This is a genomic window from Citrobacter sp. GW821-FHT07H02 (assembly GCF_059418505.1).
Window position 1 is genome coordinate 160,783 of the sequence record NZ_JBWKPZ010000003.1, and the last position, 16,141, is coordinate 176,923.

The following is a 16,141-nucleotide window of genomic DNA, read 5'->3' on the forward strand; positions in this document are numbered from 1 at the left end:
ACATAACTGCCTTATCCGGCCTACGACGACTTATCAGGCCTACACAGTGTTACAGGCCCGCCTCAGCTGATGGCGGGCTTTTTTTCGCCGTGCGTTTACGCGGCGCGGACTTTTTTTTCTCGCCGCCGCCCGGCGCAACAATTCCTCGGAAGCGCCTTACCGGCGTACGCTTCGCCTGATCGATCAGCTGATACAGCGTTCCGACCAATGGCTGCATAAAGTCCTGATAACGGCACTGTTTTTCACTGATTTGGGTCAGGATCGACTCCCAGTGCGCCGTCATATCGGGTCGGGTCGCCATTTCCGGCAGCGAGTGAAACAGCGCTTTCCCGGCATCGGTAGAGTGAATGTAGCGTCCTTTTTTGGTCAGAAAACCGCGTTTAAACAGTAATTCAATGATACCGGCACGGGTCGCCTCGGTACCAAGACCGTCGGTTGCTCGCAGGATCTTTTTCAGATCTTTGTCCTGCACAAAGCGAGCTATACCGGTCATTGCCGAGAGCAAGGTCGCATCCGTAAAGTGGCGTGGCGGTTGTGTCTGACGCTCGACCACTTCGCCTTTCTCGCACAAAAGCTCATCGTCTTTCGCGACCACCGGCAACGGCGTGCCGTCGTTCTCTTCATCACGTTCTTTATTGCCCAGCAGCGTGCGCCATCCCGCTTCCGCCAGGAACCGGGCTTTGGCAATAAATTTGCCCTTCGCAATGTCCAGCTCAATGACGCACTTGCGGAACACCGCATCCGGGCAAAACTGCATCAGATACTGGCGTGCAATCAGGTTGTAGACCTTCGCTTCGTTGTCGTTCAGCGAGATCGATGAGCTACGCGCAGTCGGAATGATGGCGTGGTGAGCATCGACTTTTTTGTCATCCCAGCAGCGGTTACGGGTATCCGGATTGACCGCAGGCTGCGGCAGCAGATCCGACGCATGGACGCTGATGGCGTTCAGTACCGCATGACGTCCGGCAAAATGTTCTTCCGGCAGATAGCGACAGTCGGAACGTGGGTAGGTAATAAGCTTGTGGGTTTCATACAGCTTCTGGCAAATATCGAGCACATTCTGCGCGCTCAGCCCGAAGCGTTTGGCGGCTTCAATCTGCAAGGCAGAGAGTGAAAACGGCAGCGGCGCTGATTCTGATTCCCGTTTATCGTTATAACTGGTGACCACCGCGGGCTGCCCGTTGATACGGTTTACCACGTGTTCCGCCAGCGGACGATGAAGCAAACGCCCTTCTTCGTCCTGATACGGTTCACAGGCTTCGCTGGGTTGCCAGAGGGCGGTGAACCGTTCATCGGCTGGCGTCACAATATGCGCCTTCACCTCAAAGAAATCTTTGGCGATGAAATTTTCGATCTCTTCATCGCGGCGCACCACCAGCCCAAGAACCGGTGTCTGTACGCGCCCCACCGAGAGAACGCCCTGATAACCGGCGTTGCGCCCCAGAATGGTATACGCCCGCGTCATGTTGATGCCGTACAGCCAGTCAGCGCGCGCGCGCGCCAGCGCCGAGACGCACAGCGGCACAAATTCGCTATTGGAACGCAGACGTTCAATCGCCCGTTCGACCGCCTGCGGGTTGAGATCGTTGATCAAACAACGTTGCACCTGATGGCGTTTTTCCGGGGCCAGTTGCAGGTAATCCAGCACTTCATCCACCAGCAACTGCCCTTCGCGATCGGGGTCTCCCGCGTGAATCACTTCGCTGGCTTCATGCAGGAACCGTTTGATAACGTTGAGCTGTTTCGTCACGGAAGGACGCGGCTGCAACTGCCATTTTTCCGGCACTATCGGAAGATCGGCTAAACTCCAGCGCGCATAACGGCTGTCATAGGCGTCGGGCTGCGCTTGTTCAAGCAGGTGACCGATACACCAGGTCACCACTTGTCCATTGCCACATTCGATAAAACCATCGCCTTTACGGTGCGGCTTTGGCAGCACGTCCGCAATGGCGCGAGCCAGACTCGGTTTTTCGGCAATATACAACCGCATCGACTTAACGGATCTCGACCATGGCGCGTCCGCCACGGGCTTCAACCAGCTCACCGATGGCGGTCAGATCGATACCAAACTCCGCCGCGGTCGCTTTCACTTCCGCTTCGGATTCCGGCGTCACCGCCAACAACAGTCCACCGGAGGTTTGCGGATCGCACAACAGAGAACGAACCGCGTGCGGCATCTCGCCCATCAAATGCCCGTAACTGGCATAGTTGCGTTCCGTACCGCCAGGCACTGCGCCCAGTTGAATATACTCTTCAACGCCCGGCAGTTTCGGCACATCCTGATAATCAATTTGCGCCTGCACCCCTGCGCCCTGACACATCTCGCTTAAGTGCCCCAGCAAACCAAAACCGGTCACATCGGTCATCGCCTTCACGCCGTCAATATTGGCAAACGCGGCACCTGCTATATTCATTTGGCACATCACTTCGGTCGCCAGTCCCTGATGTTCTGGCTTCAGCAGTGATTTTTTCTCTGCGGTGGTCAGTACGCCAATCCCCAGCGGTTTGGTGAGGAATAGCTTGCACCCGACCTGCGCGGTACTGTTTTTTTTCACGCGCTCGGTCGGCACAACGCCGGTAACGGCCAGGCCAAAAATCGGTTCCGGCGCATCAATGGAGTGACCGCCCGCCAGCGCAATACCGGCCTGTTTGCAGGCAAAACGCCCGCCTTCCGTGACTTCCCGGGCAATTTCCGGGGACAGCGTATTGATCGGCCACCCCAAAATCGCGATCGCCATAATCGGTTTGCCGCCCATCGCAAAAATATCGCTAATGGCGTTAGTCGCCGCAATGCGACCAAAATCGAACGGGTTATCGACGATAGGCATAAAGAAGTCAGTGGTACTGATAATACTGGTGCCATTACCCAGATCGTACACTGCCGCATCATCGCGGGTTTCGTTACCTACAAGCAGGTTCGGGTCGACAAACTTCGCCTGCTCGCTGTGCAGGATGGTTTCCAACACTTTGGGGGAAATTTTACAACCGCAACCGGCTCCGTGGCTGTATTGCGTTAAACGAATAGTTTGCTCGCTCATGGACATCTCCTGTCATTGCAATCCGGCTATGGTAACGCTCATTCAGTGATGTGATAAGAGTGACTGTCTGAATTCCAGCGTCTTTGCTCACAATCCAGACAGTTTCGTCGAATATCTTAAAAATAACGGACGAAGGGGGTCGGATCTGGCAGGTTAATGTTCGTCGAGGCTTTCAGTTGCGGCGTCCCCAGGTAGAGGAATCCCACAATTTTATCCTGCGCCCGGCACTGAAACGCATCGCGCACGACCGGGCTTTCCGTTAATGCGCCACTGCGCCAGATCCCATTGAAGCCTTGCGCGATCGCCGCCATCTGCATCGCCATCACCGCACAGCCCGCGGACATCTGTTGTTCCCAGACGGGCACTTTGTGGTTCTCTTCGCACTTCGCCACTACGGCAATGATCAGCGGAGCGCGAAACGGCGCTGAGCGGGCTTTCTCAACGGCTTTTTCATCTCCGTCCTCCGCGATAGCGGCTTTCTCCAGCGTGGCGCTAAAACGTTCGCGCCCTTCGCCTTCAATCACAAAAAAACGCCAGGGTTGCAGAGATTTGTGATCCGGTGCGCGCATGCCTGCCCGCAAAATGTTTTGCAGTTGTTCACCGGCGGGAGCAGGTTCAGCCAGACGAGAGGCGCTACGGCGGTTAACAAGTAATTCGAGTGCATCCATTTAGTTAACTCCAGCAATGATGTTAATTCACAAAATTAACACGAGAGCAGATTTTGTTACAGCACAGGCAGTGATTCCTGCTGACAAGAGCCGGTTGGGTCATTACGATAGCCTCATCTTAGCGCTTTCTCCTGGTACGACGAGAGTGGCGTTGTGTTTCTTTGGTTAGGGAGTATACATGCAAACCCTGTGGCGATTTATTGCCGGATTTTTTAAATGGACGTGGCGACTGCTGAATTTCGTGCGTGAACTGGTGCTTAACCTGTTCTTTATTCTGCTGGTGTTGGTCGGTGTGGGCATCTGGATGCAGGTCAGCAGCAGTCATACCAGCGAGCAAACGGCGCGTGGCGCGCTGCTGTTGGATATTTCCGGCGTGATCGTCGATAAACCCTCCAGTACCAACCGCCTGGGCATTCTGGGTCGCCAGTTTTTTGGCGCAAGTTCTGACCGACTGCAAGAAAACTCGCTGTTTGATATCGTGAATACGATTCGTCAGGCGAAGGACGACCGTAATATTACCGGCATTGTGATGGACCTGAAAAATTTCGCTGGGGCGGATCAACCTTCCATGCAGTATATCGGTAAGGCGCTGCGCGAGTTCCGCGACAGCGGTAAACCGGTCTTTGCCGTGGGCGAAAACTACACTCAGGGGCAGTATTATCTGGCGAGCTTCGCCAATAAAATTTGGCTCTCGCCGCAAGGCGCTGTCGATCTGCACGGGTTTGCCACCAATGGCCTGTATTACAAATCCCTGCTGGATAAGCTGAAAGTCTCCACGCACGTTTTCCGCGTCGGAACCTATAAATCCGCCGTTGAACCGTTTATTCGCGACGATATGTCTCCGGCAGCGCGCGAAGCGGACAGCCGCTGGATTGGCGAACTGTGGCAAAACTACCTGAATACGGTTGCCGCAAACCGTCAGATCCCAGCCCAGCAGGTCTTCCCCGGCGCGCAGGCCATGCTCAACGGGCTGAGCAAAGTGGATGGCGACACGGCGAAATACGCACTGGATAACAAACTGGTGGATGCGCTCGCCTCCAGCGCCGACGTGGAAAAAGCGCTGACCAAACAGTTTGGCTGGAGCAAAAAGGAAAATAATTACCGCGCCATCAGCTATTACAATTACTCGCTGAATCCCCCTTCTGATAACGGCGACAGCATTGGCGTGGTCTTCGCGAATGGCGCCATCATGGATGGCGAAGAGACTCCGGGAAATGTCGGTGGCGACACCACTGCCTCGCAGATCCGCGATGCGCGTCTGGATCCTAAAGTGAAAGCGATCGTCTTGCGCGTCAACAGTCCTGGCGGTAGCGTCAGCGCCTCCGAAGTGATCCGTGCAGAACTGGCAGCGGCGAAAGCAGCAGGTAAGCCAGTGGTGGTGTCTATGGGTGGCATGGCCGCCTCCGGCGGTTATTGGATCTCAACGCCTGCCAGCTATATTGTGGCCAACCCCAGCACCCTGACCGGTTCTATCGGTATCTTTGGGGTTATCAATACCGTTGAAAACAGTCTGGATTCTATCGGCGTCCATACTGACGGCGTCTCCACCTCCCCGCTGGCAGATATGTCGATGACCAAAGCCCTGCCGCCAGAAGTGCAGCAGATGATACAACTGAGTATTGAGAACGGTTACAAGCGCTTTATCACGCTGGTGGCGGATGCACGTAAGACCACGCCGGAGCAAATTGATAAGATTGCGCAGGGCCATGTCTGGACCGGACAGGATGCGAAAGCCAACGGTCTGGTCGACAGCCTGGGTGACTTTGACGATGCGGTCGCCAAAGCCGCTGAACTGGCCAAACTGAAGCAATGGCATATTGATTACTATCAGGATGTGCCGACCTTCTTTGATTTGGTCATGGACAGCATGTCAGGCTCGGTCCGCGCAGTGCTGCCGGAAGCGATTCAGGCAATGCTGCCCGCCCCGCTGGTCTCTGCGGCAAACGTGGTCAAAGCGGAGAGCGACAAGCTGGCGGCGTTTAATGATCCACAAAACCGTTATGCGTTCTGTTTAACCTGCGCGAACGTTCGCTAACCATCAACCCCTCTTCACAAGAAGAGGGGTTTTTATTTTCCAGAAGAAAATATCATGCAGAAGAAATCGATTTACGTTGCTTATACTGGCGGTACCATTGGTATGCAGCGTTCCGAACAAGGCTACATTCCTGTTTCCGGCCATCTTCAACGTCAACTGGCGCTGATGCCCGAGTTCCATCGCCCTGAAATGCCAGACTTCACCATTCATGAATACGCCCCCCTGATGGATTCATCCGATATGACGCCGGAAGACTGGCAGCATATTGCCGAAGACATCAAAGCGCATTACGACGAATACGATGGTTTTGTCATTTTGCACGGCACCGACACCATGGCGTTTACCGCCTCTGCACTCTCCTTCATGCTGGAGAATCTGGGCAAACCGGTCATAGTGACAGGGTCACAAATCCCACTGGCGGAGCTTCGGTCAGATGGTCAAATCAATCTGCTGAATGCGCTGTATATTGCGGCAAATTACCCGATCAACGAAGTGACGCTCTTTTTCAATAATCGCCTGTTTCGCGGTAATCGCACCACCAAGGCGCACGCAGACGGTTTTGATGCTTTTGCGTCCCCAAATCTACAGCCGTTGCTGGAAGCCGGGATCCATATTCGCCGGCTGGGTACGCCACCCGCACCGCACGGCGAAGGTGAATTACTGGTGCATACGATCACCCCACAGCCGATTGGCGTGGTGACTATTTATCCGGGAATTTCCGCCGATGTGGTGCGTAACTTCCTGCGCCAGCCGGTAAAAGCGCTGATTCTGCGTTCTTATGGTGTGGGAAATGCGCCACAAAACAAAGAGTTCCTTAAAGAACTGGAAGAGGCCAGCTCGCGAGGTATTGTTGTCGTCAATCTTACGCAATGTATGTCCGGCAAAGTGAACATGGGCGGTTACGCCACGGGCAACGCGCTGGCGCACGCCGGGGTGATTGGCGGTGCCGACATGACCGTTGAAGCGACGCTGACCAAACTGCATTACTTGCTGAGCCAGGGCGTAGACACACAAACCATTCGCACCGCGATGACGCAGAACCTTCGCGGTGAACTGACGCCGGACGACTGAGTCGCCCTCAGGAGGACGAAATGACAAACCGGGCTTTGTTACTGGTCGATTTGCAGAATGATTTTTGTGCCGGTGGCGCGCTGGCGGTTCCTGAAGGGGACAGCACGGTAGAGGTTGCCAACCAACTGATTGCCTGGTGTGCTTCCCGGGGAGACGCCGTGATCGCCAGTCAGGACTGGCACCCCGCCGGGCACGGGAGTTTTGCCAGTCAGCATCAGGCGCAGCCGTACAGTCAGGGGCTGCTTGACGGTCTGGCGCAAACCTTCTGGCCCGATCACTGTGTGCAAAACAGCGACGGTGCGGCGTTACACCCCCTGCTCAATCAACGCGCCATTACGGCTATTTTCCATAAGGGTGAAAACCCGTTGGTTGATAGCTACAGTGCTTTTTATGATAACGGCCGTCGCCAGAAAACGGCGTTAGACGCCTGGCTTCGTGAGAATGGCATAGAGGCACTGATCATTATGGGGCTGGCGACCGACTACTGTGTGAAGTTTAGCGTGCTGGACGCGTTACAACTGGGCTATACGGTGAGCGTTATCACCGACGGCTGCCGGGGGGTGAATATTCAGCCGCAGGACAGCGCACAGGCGTTTATGGAGATGTCGAGCGCAGGCGCAACGCTGTATACCCTGGAGGACTGGGAAGAGACGCAGGCTTAAGTTTTATTCGGGCATCGGCGTTGGCTGATGCCTTTTTCCCCTCATATTGCCTCCATGACAGCAAAAAACGCTTTTTATGTTCATAAAGCCAATGAACCCCTGCGATTTCAGTCACAAAAAACCGCCATCTTATCCCCTTACAATCTACGCCACGCTCTGGGAGCAGTATCGCGAGTCATTTAAGGAGTTAGCCGTGGCTTATTTATTACTGACATGGGCTGCCGTTTTCTGGGGCGGGAATTATGTCGTCGGGCATATTCTGGTGCAATATGTCGATCCCTACGGATTGAGTCTTATACGCTGGGGAGGCACGACGCTGCTGATGTTTGCTCTTTACTGGAAGACATTTGTTCAAGACTATCCGGCACTGCGCCGTCAACTCAGGATGAATACTCTCTTCTCTTTGCTTGGTCAGGTTAGTTTTCCTCTCAGTTTGTATATTGGGCTGCAGTACACCACCTCGCTAAACGCGTCCATCTATATTTCCAGCACGCCTTGCCTGGTGTTGCTAATCAATTATTTTATTTTCCGGGAGCGTATTTCCGGAAGAAATATCCTTGGCGTCATTGCCAGCACTGCCGGGGTTATCTATCTTGCCTTCTCCAACGCTAAAGGCGCCAGCAGTCTGCAGGCCTTCGGCTGGGGAGATGTGCTGACGATTGTGTCTGCATTGAGCTGGGCATTTTACTGCGCGTTGTTGCGGCTCAAAAATAAAGAAGTGAAAAATACCTCATTTGTTGCCTTCAGCTCCCTGATTGGCACGATCATTCTTGTGCCAATGTACTGGCTGCATGCCACATTTTCGCAAGACTTCCACGGTATGATTTACACGGTTTCACCTCCGGTTATAGCCGGGATCCTCTATTTAATTATCTTTCCATCATGGCTTTCTTATGTGTTCTGGAACAAAGGTGTTTCGCTGATAGGAACGACACGTAGCGAAATCTACACGCATCTCATCCCCATTTCTGGCGGGATAATGGGAATCGCTTTCCTCGGCAATACGCTGGAGACTTATCATCTCATTACCCTGCTTTTGATTGTTTTTGGCATCGTCTGCTGCTCAGCAAAAAACTTAGCAACTGAGAAAATATAAGCCGTGACGGAGATTTTTGGCGAGTCGTCACGAAAAACAGAGAACCGTTTCCCGAATGGACGGAAATAAACCGGTGAACGGCGCATGGGATCTGCTGGATAAGCAACCTGCCGAGAGAGAAAACACCACCACCCTGTTAAAAGAACTTCACGAAACGTTGCCATAGAGCCAACGCGTAGCCACCGCCGTGGGGGTAAATGTCAAAAGCCCAAAAAGCTGAGTAGATGTGAAAACCTTTGCGCTTTTTTGGGCCTGGCTGGCCCGTACACAGGCCCAGCAAGCGTTGGCACCGCTGGGCAACAAATACAACTTACTGCACTTTCAGTGTCGCGATCGGCGGCGGTACAATGCCGAAATCGGCCTTCAGCTGTTGCTTACTCTTCATCACCATCTGACCCTGAGTATCAATCGTCATATGCTGTGCGTCGGTGTTGTAACGCGCCTGCCACAGCATCACCAGTTGCAGACTGTTCTCTTTTTGTTCCGGCGTCAGCGCAACGCCATCAGGCCATTTTCCCAGTTCAACCGCGGTGGATAACCGCTGATAAACTTCCGGCGTCATGCTGTCGATCATCTCATCAAGGTTCATGATAAGTCCGCTCCTCTGGAATAATTTGCTGAATCGTTTTTTCAGCCTTTGATTTGTTCGCCATTTTCATCATCGGTAAAGCTTAATGAGGCTGAATTGACGCAATAACGCTCGCCGGTCGGCTGCGGGCCGTCCGGGAAGACGTGTCCCAGGTGCGCATCACAGCTCCCGCAGCGGATTTCAATACGCTGCATCCCATGGGAAGTATCTTTAATGTAACGAATTGACTCTTCGCTGACCGGCTCATAAAAGCTGGGCCACCCACAGCCCGAATCAAACTTCGTCTGGGAGTGAAATAACGCAGCATCACAGACCAGGCAATGGTAGGTCCCACCCCGCTTGTTATGCAGCAAACGCCCGGTAAACGGCGGTTCTGTGCCGTGATTTTGCGTCACGTAAAATTGCATTTCCGACAAATTTTTTTTCAGTTCTTCCGGAGAGGGTTGGTTAGCCATTTACTCGCATCTCGCTGTAGTCATGCTCACATTACGCAACCGATTCTAACAAAACATTAACACCTCAGTACGAACTTTTGTTCTAAACTTGATCCTGGCGAAATGGCAGCTCGTGATTCGTGATCGCAATCACATTTTTATCTGAGTTGCCCTTTAAAATTCGGGGCGCCGCCCCCACGTGGTTTGAAGCCCAAAGGAAGAGTGAGGTGAATCAGTCGTGCAAAGCTTGTTCAGAGGATTGATTTGTCGCAATGATTGACACGATTCCGCTTGACGCTGCGTAAGGTTTTTGTAATTTTACAGGCAACCTTTTATTCACTAACAAATAGCTGGTGGAATATATGACTATCAAAGTAGGTATCAACGGTTTTGGCCGTATCGGTCGCATTGTTTTCCGTGCTGCTCAAGAACGTTCTGACATCGAGATCGTTGCAATCAACGATCTGTTAGACGCTGAATACATGGCTTACATGCTGAAATATGACTCCACTCACGGCCGTTTCAACGGTACCGTTGAAGTGAAAGACGGTCATCTGATCGTTAACGGTAAAAAAATCCGTGTTACCGCTGAACGTGATCCGGCTAACCTGAAATGGGACGAAGTTGGTGTTGACGTAGTTGCTGAAGCTACTGGTCTGTTCCTGACTGACGAAACCGCTCGTAAGCACATCACTGCTGGCGCGAAAAAAGTGGTTCTGACTGGTCCGTCCAAAGACAAAACCCCAATGTTTGTTAAAGGCGCTAACTTTGACAAATATGCTGGCCAGGACATCGTTTCCAACGCATCCTGCACCACTAACTGCCTGGCTCCGCTGGCTAAAGTTATCAACGACAACTTCGGTATCGTTGAAGGCCTGATGACCACCGTTCACGCAACCACCGCTACTCAGAAAACTGTTGACGGCCCGTCTCACAAAGACTGGCGCGGCGGCCGTGGCGCGGCTCAGAACATCATCCCTTCTTCTACCGGTGCTGCTAAAGCTGTAGGCGTTGTACTGCCAGAGCTGAACGGTAAAATCACTGGTATGGCGTTCCGTGTTCCGACCCCGAACGTATCCGTTGTTGACCTGACTGTTCGTCTGGAAAAAGCGGCTTCTTACGAAGACATTAAGAAAGCAATCAAAGCTGCTTCCGAAGGCCCGATGAAAGGCGTTCTGGGTTACACCGAAGACGACGTTGTATCTACCGATTTCAACGGTGAAGTTTGCACTTCCGTGTTCGATGCTAAAGCGGGTATCGCACTGAACGACAACTTCGTGAAACTGGTATCCTGGTACGACAACGAAACCGGCTACTCCAACAAAGTTCTGGATCTGATTGCTCACATCTCCAAATAAGTTGAGATGAAACAGTAATCTGTAAGAGAGCGACTTCGGTCGCTCTTTTTTTTGCCTGAAGAGAAAGGATTACGTGATGATCAATAAAATTTTTGCACTGCCAATAATCGAACATATTACCCCTGTCCTCTCCCGCCGCCAGCTTGATGAGCTGGAGGTGATCGTTGTCGACCACCCGCAGGTAAAAGCCTCTTTCGCATTACAGGGCGCGCACCTGCTCTCCTGGAAACCGGCAGGCGAAGACGAAGTTCTGTGGTTAAGCAACATTACGCCGTTTAAAACAGGCACCGCGTTGCGCGGCGGCGTACCGATTTGCTGGCCATGGTTTGGTCCGGCGGCACAGGCTGGCCTGCCTGCTCACGGTTTTGCCCGTAACCTGCCGTGGACGCTGAAAGCGCACAACGAAGATGAAAACGGCGTGGTCCTGACTTTTGAACTGCAAAACAGCGACGCCACCCGCAAATATTGGCCGCATGACTTTACGCTGTTAGCCCGTTTTAAACTGGGGAAAACCTGCGAGATTGAGCTGGAAGCCCACGGTGAGTTTGAAACAACCTCCGCGCTGCACACCTATTTTAACGTCGGTGATATTGCGGCAGTGAAAGTCAGTGGTCTTGGCGATCGCTTTATCGATAAAGTGAACGATGCCAAAGAAGATGTGCTGGCCGACGGCGTGCAAACGTTCCCGGACAGGACTGACCGCGTGTACCTGAATCCACAGGCCTGCAGCGTCATTCACGATGACGCACTCAATCGCACTATTGACGTCGTGCACCATCACCACCTCAACGTGGTAGGCTGGAACCCTGGCCCGGCGCTGTCCGTGAGCATGGGTGATATGCCGGATGATGGTTACAAGACGTTTGTTTGTGTCGAGACGGTGTACGCTACCGCGCAGCAAAAGACCACCGAAGAGAAGCCTTCTCGTCTGGCGCAAACGATCCGCGTCGCCAAACGTTAAGCGGTAAGTGATGCCGGTGTTTCTGTCGTTTTCACAGGTCTGATAAGACATTAACCGCCATCAGGCATAGTTTGCCGGATGGCGATGCTTACGCATCTTATCCGGCCTACAGAAATTCCGGCATCATCACACCATATCCAGTGCGGTTTTCCCCTTCGGAGCCGGATACGCTTTATCCAGCGCAGCCAGCTCACTGGCTGAAAGAGTAATATTCAGCGCCGCCGCGTTTTCCTGTACATGCTCAACGCTTGCCGCTTTTGGAATCGCCATCACGCCCTGATGACTAATGACCCACGCCAGCAGGATTTGCGCCGCGCTCGCACGGTGAGCATGGGCAATCTCATTAATGACGGGATTGTTCAATAAGCCGCTACGTAGACGTCCGGCTTGCGCCAGCGGGCTGTAAGCCATCACCGGCATCTGATGCTGCTGACACCAGGGCAGCAGGTCATACTCAATCCCACGAGAAGCCAGATGATAAAGCACCTGATTGGTGGCGCACTGCTTCCCGCCAGCAACCTGCCATAATTTCTGCATAGCGTCATCATCAAGATTAGAAACGCCCCAGCGACGGATTTTTCCCTGCGCGATCAGTTTTTCCATCGCCGTGACCGTCTCTGCAAATGAGTAGCTGCCCGACCAGTGTAATAAATAGAGATCCAGGTAATCGGTATTCAAGCGGCGCAGACTGCCTTCACATGCGGTAATGGCTTTCTGCCCTCCGGCATTCCACGGATACACTTTCGAGACCAGGACGACCTTATCACGCCGGCCTGCCAGCGCTTCGCCGACCACCTCCTCTGCCGCACCTTCAGCGTACATCTCTGCGGTGTCGATAAGCGTTAAGCCCAAATCAATGCCCGCACGCAGTGCATTCACCTCGGCCCGTCGATGATGGGGTTTTTCACCCATATACCAGGTCCCCTGTCCCACCGCAGGGAGTGTGAGCTGGCCACTAAAAACAACCTGTTTTTCTGTCATCGTATCCTCCAGTGTTATGCACTACCGTAATGCAAAACAGGGCGCTCGCGCCCTGTTTTGATGCACAAAATGCACTGTAATGATGCACAATCAGAACTTGTAGGTAACCCCGGTGGAGATCAGACCACTCCAGGATTTGTCCACCATCGGGCTGTCGCTAATTTCATCCGACAAATGGGTATAGCGCGCAGTACCGTACACGCTCCAGTTACCGAGGAAATTGTAGTTGGCGCTAATTTCCAGGTACGGGTTCCAGCTGTCGTTCGGGTCGTAGCTACGCAGACCGCTGTGCGAAGACTCTTTGCCCGAGACGCCATAGTAGTACTCGTTCTGGTTTTCGCTGTTCCATTCCACACCGATACCCGGTGTTAATGTCAAACCGCCATTGGTGTAACGGTACAGCCAGGCCAGATCCCACACGATGCCGTTGCTGTTATCCAGCGTGTCACCCGCAAGCGTAGTGCGCAGGAAGCCATACTGTGTGTTATGAACGTAAGACAGCCCTGCCATCATGGTACTTTTACGTTTGTCGAGCTGGCGAAGTTGGTGATTGTCGCTGTCTTCCGGTTTGAAATACATCGGAGACCAGTACGCGGTAATCGACAATTTATCGGTGTTGTCATTCCACAGGTAGTATCCACCACCCAGACCACGGAACCAGAAATTTTCACTTTCATAGGTGATGACTGGAACCGGATATACGTCGGTATCGTAATCTTTATAGGGGTGCTCAACCACACCAACACCTGCGCCCAACGTCAGGTTGCTTTCAGCTTGTGCGACATTCGTCGTCGTTGCGATAAGCACGCCAAGTGCCAGAAGTTTGAGTTTGGTCACAATCCATAATTCCTTATTCAAATGTTTAGCAGCAAAAGTGTAACCGCCAATACGTTTCAACCCAACCATTTTACTTATTACTCACAAAATGTAACCGACTAATTTTTCAGCAGCAGATGACATTTCATTTTCAGTCCGGTGAATTCTGCGTGATTTTCGTCCTTTATCTTTACATTAAATATGCATTTTTTGTGGATGAGTTATTGATATGCCATTGAAATTCATTTAAGCGCACAGGCAAGTTTTGCAAATGCCATCTACGCTTAATTTTAAGAAGGTGTATCACCGGGCACGTTGATCTCTTGGCCGCCAATTTGGCATGAGAGTTGCTGTTTTTTACAACAAGAGACAGCAGAGGCGTCGTTCAGTTTACCTCTTCCGGGGGCCTCTACTATTCATATGAACGGCTCTTAACATGTGCTAAAAAACGAAAGGACGGCATACCATGAATATATTCGATCACTATCGCCAGCGCTATGAAGCTGCCAAGGACGAAGAGTTCACACTGCAGGAGTTTCTTACCACTTGTCGGCAAGATCGCAGTGCTTATGCCAACGCGGCAGAGCGGCTATTGATGGCCATTGGTGAGCCCATTATGGTCGATACTGCCCAGGAACCCCGACTTTCTCGACTCTTTTCAAACCGGGTGATTGCTCGTTATCCCGCCTTTGAAGAGTTTTATGGCATGGAAGACGCGATTGAACAGATTGTCTCTTATCTGAAACACGCGGCGCAGGGGCTGGAAGAGAAGAAACAGATCCTGTATCTGTTGGGGCCTGTAGGGGGCGGTAAATCCTCGCTTGCTGAAAGACTGAAGTCTTTGATGCAGCTTGTTCCGATTTATATCCTGAGCGCAAACGGTGAACGCAGCCCGGTAAACGATCACCCGTTATGCCTGTTTAATCCGCAGGAAGATGCGCAAATTCTCGAAAAAGAGTACGGCATTCCGCGCCGTTATCTCGGCACCATCATGTCACCGTGGGCGGCGAAACGCCTGCACGACTTCGGTGGCGACATCACCAAATTCCGCGTGGTGAAAGTGTGGCCGTCGATTCTTGAACAAATCGCCATCGCCAAAACGGAACCGGGTGATGAAAACAACCAGGACATCTCCGCGCTGGTCGGTAAGGTGGACATTCGTAAACTCGAACACCATGCGCAAAACGATCCTGATGCCTACGGTTACTCCGGCGCACTGTGCCGCGCCAACCAGGGGATTATGGAATTCGTCGAGATGTTCAAAGCGCCGATTAAAGTGCTGCACCCTCTGCTGACGGCGACCCAGGAAGGCAACTACAACGGGACAGAAGGCATTTCTGCCCTGCCCTTTAACGGTATTATCCTTGCCCACTCGAACGAATCCGAATGGGTGACGTTCCGCAACAACAAAAACAACGAAGCCTTCCTCGACCGTGTGTATATCGTGAAGGTGCCGTATTGCCTGCGCATTTCAGAAGAGATCAAAATCTACGAGAAATTGCTCAATCACAGTGAGTTAACGCATGCGCCTTGCGCGCCGGGAACCCTCGAAACCCTGTCGCGCTTCTCGATCCTTTCCCGACTGAAAGAGCCGGAGAACTCGAGCGTCTACTCGAAAATGCGCGTCTACGACGGCGAGAGCCTGAAAGATACCGATCCGAAAGCGAAATCCTACCAGGAGTATCGTGATTACGCAGGTGTCGATGAAGGGATGAACGGTCTGTCAACGCGTTTCGCGTTTAAGATCCTCTCCCGCGTCTTTAACTTTGATCACGTTGAAGTGGCAGCCAACCCGGTGCATCTGTTCTACGTCCTCGAACAGCAGATCGAGCGTGAGCAGTTCCCACAAGAGCAGGCAGAGCGTTACCTTGAGTTCCTGAAAGGCTATCTGATCCCGAAATATGCTGAGTTTATCGGCAAAGAGATCCAGACCGCCTATCTCGAATCCTACTCCGAATACGGACAGAACATTTTTGACCGTTATGTCACTTATGCGGATTTCTGGATTCAGGATCAGGAGTATCGCGACCCGGATACCGGTCAGCTGTTCGATCGCGAGTCACTGAACTCAGAGCTGGAAAAAATCGAAAAACCGGCGGGCATCAGCAACCCGAAAGATTTCCGAAACGAGATCGTCAACTTTGTTCTGCGTGCTCGCGCGCATAACAGCGGTCGCAATCCGAACTGGACCAGTTACGAGAAACTGCGCACCGTGATTGAGAAGAAAATGTTCTCGAACACCGAAGAGCTGTTGCCGGTAATTTCATTCAACGCCAAAACCTCTACAGATGAGCAGAAAAAACACGACGATTTTGTCGACCGTATGATGGAAAAAGGCTATACCCGCAAGCAGGTGCGTCTGTTGTGCGAATGGTATTTGCGCGTACGTAAATCGTCATAAAACCAGCCCGGTAGCGTTGCGTTTACCGGGT

15 protein-coding genes are annotated in these 16,141 nt (G+C 52.6%); 8 read left to right on the forward strand and 7 right to left on the reverse strand.

Annotated features, from left to right (window positions below; translation table 11 throughout):
• Positions 1-49: 49 nt before the first annotated feature.
• From topB to AC07NP_RS06025, 3 genes are all read right to left on the reverse strand, one after another.
• Positions 50-1,990 carry a DNA topoisomerase III gene (gene topB, locus AC07NP_RS06015; RefSeq protein ID WP_494659870.1) on the reverse strand — a complete coding sequence of 647 codons (1,941 nt, stop codon included), beginning with the start codon at positions 1,988-1,990 and terminating at the stop codon, positions 50-52.
• Positions 1,991-1,994: 4 nt separating this feature from the next.
• Entirely contained in the window at positions 1,995-3,038 is a 1,044-nt protein-coding gene (gene selD / locus AC07NP_RS06020) for a selenide, water dikinase SelD (protein ID WP_494659871.1), read from the reverse strand.
• Between the two features lie 116 nt (positions 3,039-3,154).
• Positions 3,155-3,706: an NAD(P)H nitroreductase gene (locus AC07NP_RS06025; RefSeq protein ID WP_494659872.1), complete on the reverse strand. Its 552-nt coding sequence runs from the start codon at positions 3,704-3,706 to the stop codon at positions 3,155-3,157.
• Positions 3,707-3,884: 178 nt separating this feature from the next.
• On the opposite strand from AC07NP_RS06025, the gene sppA reads away from it, so the two are divergent.
• The 5 genes from sppA to AC07NP_RS06050 all read left to right on the forward strand — a co-directional run bounded on the left by sppA (position 3,885) and on the right by AC07NP_RS06050 (position 8,736).
• On the forward strand, positions 3,885-5,741 hold the full coding sequence (gene sppA, locus AC07NP_RS06030; protein ID WP_494659873.1) for a signal peptide peptidase SppA: 1,857 nt from the start codon (positions 3,885-3,887) through the stop codon (positions 5,739-5,741).
• A gap of 54 nt (positions 5,742-5,795) precedes the next feature.
• On the forward strand, positions 5,796-6,812 hold the full coding sequence (gene ansA, locus AC07NP_RS06035) for an asparaginase (protein WP_203358044.1): 1,017 nt from the start codon (positions 5,796-5,798) through the stop codon (positions 6,810-6,812).
• A gap of 20 nt (positions 6,813-6,832) precedes the next feature.
• Positions 6,833-7,474, forward strand: coding sequence for a bifunctional nicotinamidase/pyrazinamidase (gene pncA / locus AC07NP_RS06040; protein ID WP_494659874.1), 642 nt, complete (start codon positions 6,833-6,835; stop codon positions 7,472-7,474).
• A gap of 193 nt (positions 7,475-7,667) precedes the next feature.
• A complete protein-coding gene (locus AC07NP_RS06045; RefSeq protein WP_494659875.1) occupies positions 7,668-8,570 on the forward strand; it encodes a DMT family transporter in 903 nt (300 codons plus the stop codon).
• 16 nt (positions 8,571-8,586) lie between these two features.
• Positions 8,587-8,736 (forward strand): hypothetical protein, encoded by a 150-nt coding sequence (locus AC07NP_RS06050; protein WP_494659876.1) that lies wholly within the window; start codon positions 8,587-8,589, stop codon positions 8,734-8,736.
• A gap of 144 nt (positions 8,737-8,880) precedes the next feature.
• Here the strand turns inward: AC07NP_RS06050 and AC07NP_RS06055 are convergent, their stop codons facing one another.
• Together AC07NP_RS06055 and msrB are read right to left on the reverse strand one after the other, a co-directional pair.
• Positions 8,881-9,159 carry a YeaC family protein gene (locus AC07NP_RS06055; RefSeq protein WP_203358047.1) on the reverse strand — a complete coding sequence of 93 codons (279 nt, stop codon included), beginning with the start codon at positions 9,157-9,159 and terminating at the stop codon, positions 8,881-8,883.
• Positions 9,160-9,200: 41 nt separating this feature from the next.
• The gene (msrB, locus tag AC07NP_RS06060) at positions 9,201-9,614 is read right to left on the reverse strand and encodes a peptide-methionine (R)-S-oxide reductase MsrB (protein ID WP_494659877.1); all 414 of its coding nucleotides are present in this window, start codon (positions 9,612-9,614) and stop codon (positions 9,201-9,203) included.
• A gap of 341 nt (positions 9,615-9,955) precedes the next feature.
• On the opposite strand from msrB, the gene gapA reads away from it, so the two are divergent.
• Complete coding sequence (gene gapA, locus AC07NP_RS06065) at positions 9,956-10,951, forward strand: glyceraldehyde-3-phosphate dehydrogenase (RefSeq protein ID WP_203358049.1); 996 nt, start codon at positions 9,956-9,958, stop codon at positions 10,949-10,951.
• Between the two features lie 76 nt (positions 10,952-11,027).
• Positions 11,028-11,912 carry a D-hexose-6-phosphate mutarotase gene (locus AC07NP_RS06070; RefSeq protein WP_494659878.1) on the forward strand — a complete coding sequence of 295 codons (885 nt, stop codon included), beginning with the start codon at positions 11,028-11,030 and terminating at the stop codon, positions 11,910-11,912.
• A 126-nt stretch (positions 11,913-12,038) separates the two neighbouring features.
• Here the strand turns inward: AC07NP_RS06070 and AC07NP_RS06075 are convergent, their stop codons facing one another.
• Together AC07NP_RS06075 and AC07NP_RS06080 are read right to left on the reverse strand one after the other, a co-directional pair.
• The gene (locus tag AC07NP_RS06075) at positions 12,039-12,893 is read right to left on the reverse strand and encodes an aldo/keto reductase (protein ID WP_494659879.1); all 855 of its coding nucleotides are present in this window, start codon (positions 12,891-12,893) and stop codon (positions 12,039-12,041) included.
• Positions 12,894-12,983: 90 nt separating this feature from the next.
• Positions 12,984-13,730 (reverse strand): MipA/OmpV family protein, encoded by a 747-nt coding sequence (locus AC07NP_RS06080; protein ID WP_203358052.1) that lies wholly within the window; start codon positions 13,728-13,730, stop codon positions 12,984-12,986.
• Positions 13,731-14,175: 445 nt separating this feature from the next.
• Between AC07NP_RS06080 and yeaG the strand changes: the two genes are divergently transcribed.
• Positions 14,176-16,110 (forward strand): protein kinase YeaG, encoded by a 1,935-nt coding sequence (yeaG, locus tag AC07NP_RS06085; RefSeq protein WP_203358053.1) that lies wholly within the window; start codon positions 14,176-14,178, stop codon positions 16,108-16,110.
• The last annotated feature ends 31 nt before the right edge of the window (positions 16,111-16,141 follow it).

What these genes read in the sequence shown, in the direction of transcription:
- topB (WP_494659870.1), bottom strand. Translation starts at nt 1,990, where the DNA reads ATGCGGTTGTATATTGCCGAAAAACCGAGTCTGGCTCGCGCCATTGCG.
- selD (WP_494659871.1), bottom strand. Translation starts at nt 3,038, where the DNA reads ATGAGCGAGCAAACTATTCGTTTAACGCAATACAGCCACGGAGCCGGT.
- AC07NP_RS06025 (WP_494659872.1), bottom strand. Translation starts at nt 3,706, where the DNA reads ATGGATGCACTCGAATTACTTGTTAACCGCCGTAGCGCCTCTCGTCTG.
- sppA (WP_494659873.1), top strand. Translation starts at nt 3,885, where the DNA reads ATGCAAACCCTGTGGCGATTTATTGCCGGATTTTTTAAATGGACGTGG.
- ansA (WP_203358044.1), top strand. Translation starts at nt 5,796, where the DNA reads ATGCAGAAGAAATCGATTTACGTTGCTTATACTGGCGGTACCATTGGT.
- pncA (WP_494659874.1), top strand. Translation starts at nt 6,833, where the DNA reads ATGACAAACCGGGCTTTGTTACTGGTCGATTTGCAGAATGATTTTTGT.
- AC07NP_RS06055 (WP_203358047.1), bottom strand. Translation starts at nt 9,159, where the DNA reads ATGAACCTTGATGAGATGATCGACAGCATGACGCCGGAAGTTTATCAG.
- msrB (WP_494659877.1), bottom strand. Translation starts at nt 9,614, where the DNA reads ATGGCTAACCAACCCTCTCCGGAAGAACTGAAAAAAAATTTGTCGGAA.
- gapA (WP_203358049.1), top strand. Translation starts at nt 9,956, where the DNA reads ATGACTATCAAAGTAGGTATCAACGGTTTTGGCCGTATCGGTCGCATT.
- AC07NP_RS06070 (WP_494659878.1), top strand. Translation starts at nt 11,028, where the DNA reads ATGATCAATAAAATTTTTGCACTGCCAATAATCGAACATATTACCCCT.
- AC07NP_RS06075 (WP_494659879.1), bottom strand. Translation starts at nt 12,893, where the DNA reads ATGACAGAAAAACAGGTTGTTTTTAGTGGCCAGCTCACACTCCCTGCG.
- yeaG (WP_203358053.1), top strand. Translation starts at nt 14,176, where the DNA reads ATGAATATATTCGATCACTATCGCCAGCGCTATGAAGCTGCCAAGGAC.